9 protein-coding genes are annotated in these 14,869 nt (G+C 65.3%); all 9 read left to right on the forward strand.

Annotated features, from left to right (window positions below):
- The coding region (locus tag ACYQ1H_RS00005; protein ID WP_460026068.1) for an AAA family ATPase at positions 1 to 1,401 on the forward strand (1,401 nt) is incomplete at its 5' end.
- A gap of 2 nt (positions 1,402 to 1,403) precedes the next feature.
- Positions 1,404 to 1,994, forward strand: a complete 591-nt coding sequence (locus ACYQ1H_RS00010) for a retron system putative HNH endonuclease (protein ID WP_460026069.1) — start codon at positions 1,404 to 1,406, stop codon at positions 1,992 to 1,994.
- A gap of 9 nt (positions 1,995 to 2,003) precedes the next feature.
- On the forward strand, positions 2,004 to 5,594 hold the full coding sequence (locus tag ACYQ1H_RS00015) for an REP-associated tyrosine transposase (protein WP_460026070.1): 3,591 nt from the start codon (positions 2,004 to 2,006) through the stop codon (positions 5,592 to 5,594).
- A 10-nt stretch (positions 5,595 to 5,604) separates the two neighbouring features.
- On the forward strand, positions 5,605 to 5,856 hold the full coding sequence (locus ACYQ1H_RS00020) for a hypothetical protein (RefSeq protein ID WP_460026071.1): 252 nt from the start codon (positions 5,605 to 5,607) through the stop codon (positions 5,854 to 5,856).
- 2 nt (positions 5,857 to 5,858) lie between these two features.
- On the forward strand, positions 5,859 to 6,248 hold the full coding sequence (locus ACYQ1H_RS00025; RefSeq protein ID WP_460026072.1) for a type II toxin-antitoxin system VapC family toxin: 390 nt from the start codon (positions 5,859 to 5,861) through the stop codon (positions 6,246 to 6,248).
- On the forward strand, positions 6,245 to 9,109 hold the full coding sequence (locus ACYQ1H_RS00030) for an ATP-binding protein (RefSeq protein ID WP_460026073.1): 2,865 nt from the start codon (positions 6,245 to 6,247) through the stop codon (positions 9,107 to 9,109). The genes ACYQ1H_RS00025 and ACYQ1H_RS00030 overlap by 4 nt, the downstream gene beginning before the upstream one ends.
- A 112-nt stretch (positions 9,110 to 9,221) precedes the next feature.
- On the forward strand, positions 9,222 to 10,307 hold the full coding sequence (locus ACYQ1H_RS00035) for a YkgJ family cysteine cluster protein (protein ID WP_460026074.1): 1,086 nt from the start codon (positions 9,222 to 9,224) through the stop codon (positions 10,305 to 10,307).
- 113 nt (positions 10,308 to 10,420) lie between these two features.
- The gene (locus ACYQ1H_RS00040) at positions 10,421 to 14,308 is read left to right on the forward strand and encodes a DUF748 domain-containing protein (protein WP_460026075.1); all 3,888 of its coding nucleotides are present in this window, start codon (positions 10,421 to 10,423) and stop codon (positions 14,306 to 14,308) included.
- A gap of 20 nt (positions 14,309 to 14,328) precedes the next feature.
- Positions 14,329 to 14,835 carry an LEA/WHy family protein gene (locus ACYQ1H_RS00045; protein ID WP_460026076.1) on the forward strand — a complete coding sequence of 169 codons (507 nt, stop codon included), beginning with the start codon at positions 14,329 to 14,331 and terminating at the stop codon, positions 14,833 to 14,835.
- The last annotated feature ends 34 nt before the right edge of the window (positions 14,836 to 14,869 follow it).

Here is a 14,869-nt window from a genome sequence, read left to right on the forward strand (position 1 = left end):
CATACTAAAGCGAAGCCAATACCCATGCGACTGACACGACTTGAAATCAGCAATTTCCGCTGTTTTGATCATCTGCAAATCGATTTCCACCCGGAATTGACAGTATTGATTGCGCCAAATGGCAGTGGTAAGACGACGGTTCTGGATGCGGCAAGGGTAGCGCTATCTCCCTATGTCAAAGGCTTTGATCTTGGAAAAACCGGGAAAGGGGCGAGCATCCAGATCGCTGATGTCCGTCTGGAGTTGCAATCCAATGGAAACATGGAACCTCAGCTCCCCAGCCGGATAGAGGGGTATGGTGATTGGGGCGAAAATCGGGTCAATCAGACGTGGACGCAAACCCGGGAGCGAATCAAGCCCGGCACTAATACGTTGGGCGATGCAAACACCAAGGCACTGACAAAGCTTGCCAGCACCCTGGAGAAACAGGTGCGCGGTGATGAGGGGGAGGTCATCCTGCCGCTTGTGAGTTACCTTGGCACTTCCAGACTCTGGTTTGAAGGTCGGTTTACCTCGAGGGCGGAAGATGTTGCACTGAATACGAGCGATTACTCCCGAACGTCCGGTTATCTGAATTGTCTCGCTTACGCTTCAAGCTTCAAGGCGTTCACGGCGTGGTATGGCTGGGTCTTCCGTAGTTACCGCGAAGAACAGATTCAATCAATCGAAAGCTCGACACCACTGAGCGAAACCGGGCGGCGATTTGCTGTTATCGTCAAAGTCATCCAGGACGCCGTGAATGCCCTCATAAAAGAGGCAACCGGTTGGCATGGGCTGGAATACAAGGCCAGCCAAAACCAGCAACTGATCATGCGCCATGACCGGTTCGGTAGCATGCCGGTTGAGATGCTCAGCGACGGTGTCCGCAACGCCATTGCCATGGTGGCTGATTTGGCATTTCGCGCCTATAAGCTCAATCCGCATTTGGGGGCCAATGCGGCTCTTCTCACGCCGGGTATCGCTTTGATCGATGAAGTGGATATGTTTCTGCACCCGTCGTGGCAGCAAACTATTGCCGGCTCACTCATTCGGGCTTTCCCATGCGTGCAATTCATCGTCACGACCCATAGCCCACAGGTGCTAACTACAGTCAACCGCGACAACATCCGAATTCTCCAGGCCACGGAGACCGGCTTCGAAGCCAGCAAACCCGACTTCAGCCCTCTGGCGCACGAGTCCGGCGACGCCCTTGCCAAGGTCATGGGTACCCACCGCGAGCCTGAGCTGCCCTTGCAGTACGACATCCGCCGCTACGAGCAGTTGGTTCGTGCAGGGCTTGAGGATAGTTCGGACGCACAACAACTGCGCGACACACTGGAAAACGCTGGCTATCAGTTCCACGAGAGCGATCTCGCAACTTGGCGCTTTCTTGCCGCGCGCAAATCGGGCAAGGCGGGTTGAGCATGGTCGAATTGCAACACCGGCTCATCCCGACCCAGGCACTGAGTGATTTCGTCGCAGACCACCCCGTGTTGGGCGCTAAGGACTTTGAAAGCCATGACTTCCAACTGGTCAAGCAAGCCATCAAGGCCGATCTGAACGCAGATCAAGGCGGACTGTGTGCTTATTGCGAAAAGCCGTTGCCGGCGATCGAAGGCCAGATCGACCACATCAAGCCCAAGGCGGGCGCGAATGCCAGGCCGGATTTGCGCTTTGTCTATGGCAACTTCGCCCATAGTTGCATCAACCCGAAAACCTGTGGGCAGAAGAAGAAAAATGGCCTGCTGCCCATCGAACCCGGTCCTGGCTGCAATGCCGAATGGTCGCTGTCCACCGATGGCACCATCGAACCGCTGCCCGAACTGACCCGGCAACGCCGGCACGCCGTGACCCAGACACGTGACATGCTGGGCTTGAACAAGGACTCGAACCTGGTGGATGAACGCAAGCGTTGGCTCAACAGCGCCATCGCTGTTCTTCAGCAGGTCCCCGCCGACTTCCCCGAATTTCTCCAGAGTGCGCCCTATCGGCACATCCTGGCGGCTGCTTTCTGACACCCGAACATGACCCCCATCAAAACCCCCAGAAAACTCATCGAAGTCGCCTTGCCGCTGGACAAGATCAACGCGGCGGCGGCGCGGGAGAAGTCGATCCGGCACGGGCATCCCAGCACCCTGCATCTGTGGTGGGCGCGGCGGCCGTTGGCGGCGGCACGGGCGGTCATCTTCGCGCAGATGGTCAACGATCCATCGGAATCGGTACCGGGTGATCGACGGACACGGTCATGGAAAGATGCGGTCAAGATCGAGCGCGCGCGACTGTTCGGCATTCTGGAACGGCTGGTGCTGTGGGAAAACACCAACAACGAGGCGGTGCTGAACGAAGCGCGCGCGGAAATCTGGAAAAGCTGGCGCGAGACCTGCGAACTGAACAAGAACCTGGGAGCGCGGGCTTCCAGCCCGCAAGAAGCGGCCAAGATGGCCGCGCTCCAAGAGTTATTCAATCCCGATAAGCTGCCCGCTTTCCACGATCCCTTCGCTGGCGGCGGCGCGCTGCCGCTGGAAGCCCAGCGACTGGGGCTGGAGGCCTATGCCTCCGACCTCAACCCGGTGGCGGTGACCATCAACAAGGCCATGATCGAAATCCCGCCGCGTTTTGCCGGCCGCACGCCGGTCGGGCCGCTCCCGGCGGGTGAGAAGAAGAACGTCGACATGCATGAAGACTGGTCCGGCGCGCGCGGCCTGGCCGAGGACGTCAGGCGCTATGGGGCCTGGATGCGATCCGAGGCGGAAAAGCGCATCGGCCATCTGTATCCGAAGATCGAGATCACCGCCGAGATGGCGGTGGAACGGCCCGACCTGAAACCATTGGTCGGCCAGAAGCTGACCGTCATCGCCTGGCTATGGGCGCGCACCGTGCGCAGCCCCAACCCGGCTTTCAGCCATGCCGACGTGCCGCTGGCCTCGACGTTTGTGCTGTCGAGCAAGGAAGGCAAGGAGGCGTATGTGGAACCGGTGGTGGAGGGAGACTCGTATCGGTTTACGGTGAAGGTGGGGACACCGCCGGAGAGTGCGAAAGGCGGCACCAAACTGGCGCGTGGTGCGAACTTCCGATGTCTGCTGTCCGACATGCCGATTGATCCGAAGTACATCAAGGCCGAAGGCGTTGCCAGACGCCTTGGACAGCGCTTGATGGTGGTGGTCGCCGAAGGTGTGCGCGGCCGTATTTATCTATCGCCGACCGAACTACATGAAGCCATTGCGCGCCAGGTGCAACCTGAATGGAAACCTGAGACACCGTTGCCGGACGATCCACGCAACTTCTGGACGTTGAATTATGGCCTGAGCAAATTCAGCGATCTCTTCACCCCCCGCCAACTGGTGGCGCTGACCACCTTTTCCGATCTGGTGCAGGAAGCCATCGAAAAATGCAAAGCCAACTACCTGGGAGCGCGGGCGTCCCGCCCGCAAAAAACCTGGCACACCCGAGGCTACCTTCCCCATTGGGAAGCCGGTGAAATCGCCCAGGCCATCACGTTCCGTCTCCATGACAGCCTTCCCCGTGAATTGCTGGAACAATGGCGCGAGGAGCTATCCCGTCTTCCCGAAACCGAACAATCCTTAGAACGCCGTAAGCGCATCGAAATCGCGCTGGATACAGGGTACGGCGCTTGCCACTTGCGCTGCCCCGATGTTGCCAAGATTGTGGAAGACGCCTTGCTGCATTTTGATGGGCAACGTTACCGGCTGCACGCCTGGACGATCATGCCCAACCATGTACACGTACTGGCAACGCCGCTGCATGGCTATAGCCTTTCTTCGATCCTGCATTCCTGGAAGTCCTTCACGGCGAAAGAAGCCAACCGGATTTTGGGGCGAGCGGGAGAGTTTTGGCTGGAAGAGTACTTTGACCGGGCGATTCGCAGCGATGCGCATTTCGCGCGTGCTGTCGAATATATTGAGAATAACCCGGTGAAGGCAGGTCTGTGCACCAGCGCCGAGGAATGGGAGTTTGGGAGTGCATGGGAGCGCGGCCATCCTGGCCGCAAGGAAGAGCGGGCGGGACGCCCGCGCTCCCAGGATGAAATTCCATTGGACGAAGGCGGCAGCGGCGCGACGGCGTATGCGCAGGCGGTGGGGGTGTATTTGGGGTTTGCGCTGAATAAACTAGCCGACCGCGGCTCTAGTATTTGCACATGGTTTACCGAGCGAGACTCGACACGTAACACCTTCGCGCGTCAATCGATTCCGATGACTTGGGACTTTGCCGAACTGAATACGTTGCTAAGTGGCACAGGAAGTTTCACAGGGGCTACGGGATGGACAGCCGAGAGCATTGAAGGCGTAGCGGTTGCAGATGCATTCGGTATACCAGTAGCGACGCAAGCTGATGCACAATCGCAGGCGATCAGCAAGACGAAGGTCATTTCCACCGACCCCCCGTACTACGACAATATCGGCTACGCTGACCTTTCCGACTTCTTCTACGTTTGGTTGCGGAAGAGCTTGAAACCGATCTTCCCCGGCTTGTATGCCACGCTGGCCGTGCCCAAGGCCGAGGAACTGGTCGCCACGCCTTACCGCCATGGCGGCAAGGAACAGGCCGAGGCTTTCTTCCTCGACGGTATGACCCGCGCCATCCGCAATCTGGCTGATCAAGCCCACCCGGCCTTTCCAGTAACTATTTATTACGCCTTCAAACAAGCTGAAACCAAGGGCGAAGCGGGCACCTCCAGCACCGGCTGGGAAACCTTCCTTGACGCGGTGATCCGAGCGGGCTTCGCCCTCACCGGCACCTGGCCCATGCGCACCGAACTAGGTAACCGCATGATCGGTGCCGGCACCAATGCATTAGCCTCCAGCATCGTCCTCGTCTGCCGCAAGCGTCCCGCCGATGCGCCCACCGTCAGTCGCCGCGAGTTCATCCGCGAACTGAATGCCGTGCTGCCGGATGCCTTGGCGGATATGGTAAATCCAGGGAGTGCGGGCGTCTCGCCCGCCAAAAGCGGCCAAGATGGCCGCGCTCCCATTGCGCCGGTGGACCTGTCCCAGGCCATCATCGGCCCCGGCATGGGCATCTTCAGCCAGTACGCCGCCGTGCTGGAAGCGGACGGCAAACCCATGTCGGTGCGCACCGCGCTGCAACTGATCAACCGCTTCCTGGCCGAGGATGACTTCGACCACGATACCCAGTTCTGCCTGCACTGGTTCGAGACCCAGGGCTGGGCCGAGGGTCAGTACGGTCAGGCCGATGTGCTGGCCCGGGCCAAAGGCACCAGCGTGCTGGGCATGCAGGCGGCCGGCGTCATCGAATCCGGCGGCGGCAAGTTGCGGCTGCTGCGCTGGGCCGAATACCCGCGCGATTGGTCCCCCGAAACCGACGACCGCACGCCGATCTGGGAAGCCCTGCACCAACTCATCCGCGCCCTGAACAGCCAAGGCGAGACCGAAGCCGGCGCCTTGCTGGCCCGCATGCCGGCCCGGGCCGAACCGATCCGGGCGCTGGCCTACCGCCTCTACACCCTCTGCGAGCGCAAGGGCTGGGCCGATGACGCCCGCGCCTACAATGAACTGGTCACCGCCTGGACCGGCGTCGAACGCGCCGCCAGCGAATCCGGCACCCGGGGCGAGCAGACCGGATTCGACAACTTCTGAGGACCACGCCATGTTGAAGAGTTACGAAGCGATTTATGACCGGGGCCGTCTCCAATGGGTCGATCAGGCTCCCCGGATTGAACACGCCCGGGTGATGGTGATCGTGGCTGAGCCTGATCAGGTCACCATACCCCCGGAACATCCCGCTGATCAGGTCGATCAACTGCTGGCCAGAACCGCCGGGGCATGGGGTAGACACTCGACCAGCGAGGTCAAAGCGCGCATGGCCAAACAGCGTCAGGCCGACTGGGGGAGCGACTGAGGATGGCCTACCTGTTCGACAGCAATGTCTTCATCTTTCAACTGAATGGCGTATTGGGGGACACAGGGCAGGCTCTGCTGCGAACCGGTTTGATTGAAGGCGGCGCCTATTCCGTCATCTCGCGTATCGAGGTGCTGGGCTATCCGCAGTCAGCCGCTGAACTGGCCTTGGCGGAGGAACTCTTTGAACGGCTCAACCCGATAGCCGTGGACAATGCCGTCATCGCACAGACCATTCGTCTGCGTCAGATGCGCAAGATCAAGATTCCTGATGCCATCATCGCCGCCAGCGCCCTGATTCAGGGCTTGCCGCTGGTGACCAATAACGTGAGCGACTTTCAATGGATCGAGGGGTTGCGCCTGATCGATCCTCTGCCCAAGATGACGCCATGACCCTCAAACCCTGGCGCGAGATCGCCGAACCCCACTCCGATGTCCGCGAGGGCAAGTTCCAACAGGCCGAGTTTGCCGCCGATCTGTCGCGCGTGCACGCGGGCACCGCCAACGAGGAATACCAGAACCCGGCGCTGTTCTATCAGCGCACCTTCATCACCGAGGGCATGCGCCTGCTGCTGGATTCGGTGATCAAACGGCTGGCCGGTCGCGGCGGTGACCCGGTCATCCAGTTGCAGACCGCATTCGGCGGCGGCAAGACCCACACCATGCTGGCGGTCTATCACCTGGCCAAGGGCGAGGTGCCGGTCAGCGACATGCCCGGTCTGTCGACCCTTCTCGATGCGTCCGGTATCACCGAACTGCCCCGGGCGCGGGTGGCCGTGCTGGATGGCAACCAGTCCGCGCCCAATCAGCCGTTTACCCCCGGGAGCGCCGGCGTCTCGCCGGCATCGACGAAGGGCCGCCAGGATGGCGGCGCTCCCACGATTCACACCCTATGGGGTGATCTGGCCTGGCAACTGGGTGGGGCCGAAGGCTATGCCCTGGTGGCCGACGCCGATGCGTCCGGCACGTCGCCGGGCAAGGCCGTGCTGGAGACACTGCTGTCCCGCTACGCGCCGTGCGTGATCCTGATCGATGAATTGGTGGCCTATGTCCGCCAGTTCGAGGACGGCAAGACACTGACCGGGGGCAGCTTCGATTCCAACCTGTCGTTCATCCAGGCCTTGACCGAAGCGCTGAAGGCCGTACCCACGGCGGTGCTGCTGGCTTCGCTGCCGGAATCGGACAAGGAGGCCGGCAGCCAGCGCGGTGTGAAGGCGCTGGAGGCGCTGTCGCATTACTTCGGCCGCATCCAGTCGCTGTGGAAACCCGTCGCCACCGAAGAGGCGTTCGAGATCGTGCGTCGGCGGCTGTTCAGCCAGATCACCGACCGGCTGGCAGCGGAAACGGTCTGCCGGGCCTTTGCCGACTTCTACTCCACCCATCGCAGCGACTTCCCCCAGGACACCCAGGAAAGCCGCTACCTGGAACGGCTGCAGCATGCCTATCCCATCCACCCCGAAGTCTTCGACCGGCTGTATGAGGACTGGTCCTCGCTGGACAACTTCCAGCGCACCCGGGGCGTGCTCAAGCTGATGGCCAAGGTCATCCACCGGCTGTGGAAGGATGGCAACAACGATCCGATGATCATGCCCGGCAGCTTGCCGCTGTATGACGGCGATACCCGCAACGACATCATCTACTACCTGCCACAAGGCTGGGACCCGGTAATGGACAAGGACGTGGACGGCGAACGGGCCGAGACCACCGACATCGACAGCCAGGACACCCGTTTCGGCAGCCTGCAGGCTTGCCGCCGTTGTGCCCGCGCCGTGTTTCTCGGCAGCGCGCCCAGCACGGCGCATCAGATGGTGCGGGGCATCGAACTGGAGCGGGTCTTGCTTGGCGCGGCGGTAGCCGGTCAGCCGATCGGCACCTACAAGGATGCCATCCGCCGGCTTGGTGACCGCTTGCATTACCTGAACCATGCCAACAACCGGTTCTGGTTCGATACCCGGCCCAATCTTCGCCGGGAAATGGAAGACCGCAAGCGCCGCTTCCAGGACAAGGAGGATGTGATCCCGGCCATTCGCGACCGGGTGCAGAAGTCCTTCGCCCCCGGGCTGTTCGCTGGGGTGCATGTGTTCACGCCCAGCGCCGATATCCCCGATGACTGGCAGATGCGTCTGGTCGTGCTGCCACCGGATGCTCACTACAGCCGCTCGGGCCACAGCGTCGCCGAAGAACGTGCCATCGACATCCTGAAAAAGCGCGGCGAGCAGCCCCGTTTCAAGCAGAATCGCCTGATCTTCCTTTCGCCGGATTACGACAACGTGGCCCGCCTGCGTGACCTGACCCGCTCGATGCTGGCCTGGCAATCGATTGTCAGCGACATCCGCGAGATGAAACTGAACCTGGATCAGTTTCAGGCCAAGCAGGCGAACAAGAGCCTGGAAGAGGCCAACGAAACCCTGAAGCGCATGGTGCGCGAAACCTGGAAGTGGCTGCTGGCGCCGGTTCAGGACGCCAAGCCTGGGAAGGGGCTGTCCGAGATTCAGTGGGAGGCGTTTCCGGTCAACCCCGGCGCGCCGAACCTGACCCAGGAAATCGAGCGCGTCCTCAAGGAAAACGAGCTGCTGATTACCGAATGGGCGCCGGTTCATTTGCTCAAGCTGCTGAGGGATTGGTTCTGGAAGGACGGCGTGCAGGAGGTCAGCGCGGTCAATGTCTGGCAGCAAACCTGCCAGCAGTTGTACCTGCCGCGCCTGCTCAATGACCATGTCTTTCACCACACCGTCCAGGCCGGCGCGGAAAGCCGGGACTTCTTCGGCCTGGCGCAGGGCAAGGAGGAAAACCGCTACATCGGCTTCAGCTTCGGCGAGCGGACCTCGGTCTTCCTGGATACCGTTCTATTGATCGAACCGAGCGTGGCCAAGACCTATGCGGCCGCCATCAAGGAGCCGCCTGCACAGGGAACGCCTCCGGGTAGCACACCTGACGCGCCGGCGGCAGGAACGCCACCGTCTATCGATCCATCCGGGACACCCGGTACGGGAGGCACGGTCACCCGGACCACCCAGCGGCACTTCTACGGCACCATCGACCTTGATCCCGTGAAGGCCAAGATGCAGTTCGCCGACATTGTCGACGAAGTCGTTCAGCCGTTCACGACCCGGGCCGGGGTGAAGGTCAGGATTGCCGTCGAAATTCAGGCCGACTACAGCGCGGGCTTCGATGACGGGCTGCAACGGGCCGTCAGGGAGAACTGTAACGTGCTGCGCTTCCGGAACGCCGAGTTCGAGGAGGGCGAGGGTTGATCGCCATGGCCCCGCGTCCGGGCCACATGCCCGGGTATCGCGCCCGACACGCTGTTGCCTCCGGACGGGAACGTCCGTGGCCATCGATATGCCAGACGGGCATACCCCGGGCATGAGCGAATTCCTGCGCCAGCCCCGGCACGCCTACGAAGACCCGCTGGCCCGCATCTGGCGGCTCTGCGCCGAACGGGTCGGCTTTCGCGTGATCCGCTCGCGCGAGGCCTACGCCTCCGCCGACGGGTGCGGCAACCTGCTGATCGCGACCGAGGACCAGTTCGACCCCGACGACAACCTCGGGCAGATGATCTTCCACGAACTCTGTCACGCACTGGTGGAGGGGGACAGGGGCGAAGGCCTGCCGGACTGGGGCCTGGACAATACCCGCACGGGCCACCCCTGGCGCGAACATGCCTGCCTGCGCCTGCAGGCCTGGCTGGCGGATCGCCACGGCCTGCGCGACTTCCTGGCGCCAACGACGGATTTCCGCGTCAGTTTCTGGGACAGCCTGCCGGCCGATCCCTTCGCCGTCCCGCCCGGACAGGGCGGCCGGCGCGAGCGGAGCTGCGTGGCGGCGCGCATTGGCGCCTGGCGGGCCAGCCTGCCGCGCTGGGCGGCCCCGCTGCGCGAGGCCCTGCAGGCCACCGCCGGCATCGCGGCGCTGGTGGCCGGGCACGGCGGTCCGACGGCTGGCCAGCCGGCCAGCCTGGTACCGCTGTGGGACACCGCGACGACGCCGCCGACGCCGCACCCGGCCGGGCATGCGGCCATCGCCGCGTACCACGCGGGCGCGACCTGCGGCGACTGCGCCTGGCATGACCGACGGCGCCACAGCCTCGGCTGCCGGCACGTCCCCCGGGCCCGGCTGCGCGGCAACCCGCCGGCCTGCGACCGTTACGAGCCCGCCGCCGAACTCGACTGCCAGACCTGCGGCGCCTGCTGCCGCGAGGCCTACCAGGCGGTCGAGGTCTCGTCCCGCGACCCCGTCAACCGCCGCCACCCGGAACTGGTGCAGGTCGAGGCCACGCGCCGCCGGCTGCGGCGCGCCGGCGACCGTTGCGCGGCGCTGACGGGCGGCCAGCAACCCGGCGAGGGCTTCGCCTGCACCATCTACCCGGATCGCCCGCAGACCTGCCGCGATTTCACCCGCGGCAGCGCCAACTGCCTGGACGCCCGCCGGCGGGTCGGGCTGTCGCTGTAACGCTTACAAAACCCCGGGACACCGGGTTGTCAGTCCCGGCTCCGCGGATGTGACCGTGCGAGCGCTCCGGCTCTACAATGCCGGGCATGGTTTCACTCCCCCATGGCGCCATCATGAAGCCGATATTGCAGATCCTGCGCAAACCCTGGGTCAGGACGGTTCTGGCGGTTCCGCTGGTGTACGGCCTGATCGGATTCCTCGGCCTGCCCTGGCTGGTGCGGCACCAGCTGCCGCCCCGGGTCGGGCAACTGCTGCAGCGGCCGCTGTCCATCGGGGCGGTGAACTTCAATCCCTTCCTGCTGCGCCTGGAACTGCGCGACACCACCCTGACCGAGGGTGACGGCCAGCCCCTGTTCGCGCTGCAACGCCTGCTGATCGATTTCGAGCTGCTCGACACGCTGCGCAACCGGGCGCCGACCTTCGCCGAGCTGCGGCTGGAACGGCCCATGCTCCAGCTGGTGCAGGAACCGGACGGCACGCTCAACCTGTCGCGGCTGATCGACGATCTGCCGGACAGCCCGGAGCCCGCCACGCCGGCGGAGGACAGCCCACCGCCGCGACTGGTGCTGCAGCGGATCGTCCTCGCCGACGGGCGGGTCGCGCTGGAAAACCGCGCCAGCGAGCCGCCCATCGCCAACCAGGCCGAGCATCTCGACCTGGAGCTGAAAAACCTGTCGACGCTGCCCGCAAGAGCGGGGCGCTACGCGGTGGACGCGGCCCTGCCGGATGGCGGCAGCCTGCGCTGGAGCGGCGAGCTGTCGCTGAATCCGGTCCGCTCCAGCGGCACGGTGACGGTGGCAGGACTCAAGCTGGCGACGCTCTGGCACTGGGCACAGGACCGTCTGGCGCTGGCGGAACCGGCGGGCGACCTTGAGCTGTCGAGCCGCTATGCCTTCGCGCAGCAGGAGGGCGAGAACCGGCTGCAACTGGAGGAGACCCGCGTCCTGCTGAAGGGCCTGCAACTGGCCACCGCCGAGCCGCGGCGCCCCCTGCTGGCCCTGGATACCCTGCGCATCGACCCGGCCCGGATCGACCTCGGCGAGCAGACGGTGGCGATACCGGCCATCACCCTGGAAAAGGGCCAGCTCGACCTGGTGGCCGACGCCAACGGCGAGCTGAACTGGCTCACCCTGCTCGGGCGCGGCCAGCCCGCCGCCACGCCGGCCGCACCATCCGTCACGCCGCCCACGTCGGCGGCGGCCAGTGCCACGGGCGAACCCGGGCGGCCCTGGTCGATCCGGCTCGGGGCCTTTCAGCTGAAGGATCTCGCCATCGGCTACCGGGCCGAACCGAACGAGACGCCGGTAGAAGCGACCATCGGCAGCCTCGGGCTGGCGTTCGGGGCCGAGGCGACGCTGGGCGGCACCGCGGCGCCAGACTGGAAGATCGGCGACATCGGCCTGCAACTGCGGCAGATCAGCCTCAGGCAGGCCCAGGACCCGCTGCTGCAACTGGACGACATCCGCCTCGAACGGGCGAGCATCGACGGCGTCGCCCATGCGATCCATGCACCGCTGCTGGCGATCGGCAAGGGCCGCATCGGCGCCGACATCGATCCGGAGGGCCGGCTCAACTGGCGGGCGCTGCTGCCGGACGCGACAACCACCGCGCCGACAGCGCCAGAACCGCCGGCCGCCGACACCCCCGCCGGCCAACCCTGGCAGTTGGCGCTGGACGAATTGCGCCTGGACGGGCTCGGCCTGGAGCTGAGCGACGCCAGCCGCGCTGCGCCGATCATGGCTCAGCTGGACGAACTCGGGCTGACACTCAAGGCTGCGGCCAGCCTCGACGCGGCAGCGCCCCAGGTCCGGGTCGAGGGCCTGAACCTGCAACTGAACCGGCTGGCCATTGCCGAGCTGGACCAGGATGCGCCGCTGCTGGCCTGGGATGTGCTGCGTCTGGAGGATGGTCATGCGGACCTCGGGCAGCGTGAAGCCGGCGCGCGGCGCCTGCTGGTGCAGGGGGGCGGTACCGCGCTGGCGCGCGAGGCCGGCGGCGACCTCTATCCGCTCTCCAGCCTGCGGGCGCCGGCCGCGGAGTCGCCGGCGCCCGCCAGCCAGCCGCCCCGCGGGACGACCGCCAGCACCGCGCCACCCTGGCACTACAGCCTCGGCGAGGTGGCGATCCAGGACTTCGATCTGGGCATCCGCGACCAGACCCGGACGCCGCCGCTGGCCTACGATCTGGACGGCCTGACGCTATCGGTCCGCACGGTCGACAACCGCGTCGGGACCCCGATGCCGTTCACGCTGGCGGCGCGCGTGCGCCAGGGCGGGCAGCTGCGCGTCAACGGCAGCGCCGCGCAGAGCGGCGAATCCGCCCACGCCAGGATCGAACTGGAGCGCTTCGACCTGCGGCCGTTGCAAGGCATGCTCGACGAGCATGTCGCCCTGCGACTGGAGGCGGCGAACCTTTCCACCCAGCTCGCCCTCGATTACCGCAACGCCCGGCCGGCGCCGCAGGTCCGCGTCAGCGGCGGCGCCAGCCTCGCCAACCTGAAGCTGACCCAGGGCCGCGACGGCGGCAAGTTCCTGTCCTGGGACGATCTGATCGCCCGCGGCATCGACTTCAGCCTGGCCCCGGACCGGCTGGCCGTGAAGGAACTCAAGCTGATCGGCATGGACAGCGTCATCGCCATCCGCGAGGACAAGCGTTCCAACATCGGCGACATCCTGAAAACGCCCGATGCCGGCAAACCGGCGGCCGCCGCGCCGCCGCCCCGCTCTCCCGCCCGGCCGGCCGCCACGCCCGCCTTCCCGGTCGCCGTGAACCGCCTGCTGATCAGCGGCGGTCGCGTCGATTTCAGCGATGCCAGCCTGGTCCTGCCTTTCGCAACGCGGGTGCACGATCTTAGCGGCTCGATCGCCGGCTTCAGCCTGACCCCGAAGAGCCGGGCGACGATACAGCTGGCCGGCCACGTCGACGCATTCGGCGAAGCCCGCGTGGAGGGCTCCCTGAGCCCGCTGGATACCCAGCAGTTCAGCGACATCGGGGTGGCGTTCCGCAACGTCGCCATGACCTCGCTGTCACCCTACAGCGCCACCTTCGCCGGCCGCACCATCGAATCCGGCAAGCTGGATCTCGACCTCCTGTACCGGATCGAGGACCGCCAGCTGAAGAGCCAGAACAAGCTGGTGCTGGAACAGTTCAGGCTCGGCGAGCGCGTCGAGAGCCCCAATGCCACCGCCCTGCCGCTGGACCTGGCGGTCGCGCTGCTGACCGACGCCAACGGCCGGATCCAGGTTTCGGTGCCGATCGAGGGGCGGCTGGACGACCCCAGGTTCGCCTATGGCAAGGTGATCGGCGAGGCCTTCGCGACCCTGGTCAGGAACATCGTCTCGGCGCCCTTCAATGCCCTCGCCGCGCTGATACCCGGCGGCAGCGGCGGCGATCCCGGCACGGTGGCCTTCGATCCGGGGCGTGCCGAGCTGCCGCCACCCGAGCGGGAGAAGCTGCAAAAGCTGGCCGGGATGCTGGCCGGCAAACCCGGCCTGAAACTGACCGTGCATGGCGGCGTCGACGACCAGGCGGATACCCTGGCGCTGAAGTCGCTGGCCGTCCGCCGGGCCGTGGCCCGCGAACTGGATGTGCCGCTGGCGCCGGACGAGACGCCGGACAGCGTCAACGTGACCGATCCCGCCAGCCAGCGCGCCCTGGAAATGCTGGCGGCGGCCGGCCAGGGCGGCGAGCACGTGGCCGCCGCCTATGTCCGCGACACCGGCCGCAATCCGCAGCGGGTGGGCAGGGTGGCCGGCTGGTTCGGGCAGGGCAGCCAGACACCGGATTTCTACGAGCGGCTGCTGGACTGGGTGGTCGAACATGCGGTCCTGCCACCCGGCGCGCTGGCCGAACTGGCCGACCGCCGGGCCAGGGCGGTGATGGCCGAACTGACCGAGCGCCAGCGCTTCGACCGCGCGCGGCTGGTCCAGGGACCGGCCGTCGCCGCCAAGGCCACGGAGGACGGACGCGTGGCCATTGCGCTGGAACTGGACACGGACTGAACGGTGTCAACCGACCAGCCATGCCGCCAACCGTGACCCGCCTGCCGCTGCTGGGGCTGCTCCTGCCGCTGCTGGCCGGCTGCTCGGCCTGGAGCACCCATGCCGGCGGACTCAGGGAGCCCGATGTTTCGCTGGCCGGACTGAGCCTGAAGGACCCGAACCCGCTCCGGCCGACTTTCCGGGTGCGACTGCGGGTGGACAATCCGAACGATCTCGACATCCGGCTGGACGGGGCGGACGTCGATCTCGCCCTGAACGGGCAGCCGGTGGCGACCGGGGTGAGCCGCAGCCCCCTGATCCTGAAAAAGCTGGCGACATCCGAGATGACGGTGGACCTCACCGCCGACGCCTTCGGTGCGGTCCGGCAATTGCTGACCCTGCGATCCCGGCCGGCGCTGGACTACCGGGTCACCGGCGACATGATCTGGCACGACGGGTTCGGTCCCTTCGGCAGGCTGCCGCTGAGCTTCGGCGGCTCGGTGGACCGGGCGACGCTGCTGCGCGCCGCCGGCAGCCTGGCGGAATGAACCCGGGGGCCTGAAACCCGAAACCCGGCCGGAG

It is taken from the genome of Methyloparacoccus murrellii (assembly GCF_054657115.1).

Bases quoted from the DNA above. Each gene is read 5' to 3' on its own strand.
- ACYQ1H_RS00010 (WP_460026069.1), top strand. From the start codon at position 1,404: ATGGTCGAATTGCAACACCGGCTCATCCCGACCCAGGCACTGAGTGAT.
- ACYQ1H_RS00045 (WP_460026076.1), top strand. From the start codon at position 14,329: ATGCCGCCAACCGTGACCCGCCTGCCGCTGCTGGGGCTGCTCCTGCCG.
- ACYQ1H_RS00035 (WP_460026074.1), top strand. From the start codon at position 9,222: ATGAGCGAATTCCTGCGCCAGCCCCGGCACGCCTACGAAGACCCGCTG.
- ACYQ1H_RS00040 (WP_460026075.1), top strand. From the start codon at position 10,421: ATGAAGCCGATATTGCAGATCCTGCGCAAACCCTGGGTCAGGACGGTT.
- ACYQ1H_RS00030 (WP_460026073.1), top strand. From the start codon at position 6,245: ATGACCCTCAAACCCTGGCGCGAGATCGCCGAACCCCACTCCGATGTC.
- ACYQ1H_RS00025 (WP_460026072.1), top strand. From the start codon at position 5,859: ATGGCCTACCTGTTCGACAGCAATGTCTTCATCTTTCAACTGAATGGC.
- ACYQ1H_RS00020 (WP_460026071.1), top strand. From the start codon at position 5,605: ATGTTGAAGAGTTACGAAGCGATTTATGACCGGGGCCGTCTCCAATGG.
- ACYQ1H_RS00015 (WP_460026070.1), top strand. From the start codon at position 2,004: ATGACCCCCATCAAAACCCCCAGAAAACTCATCGAAGTCGCCTTGCCG.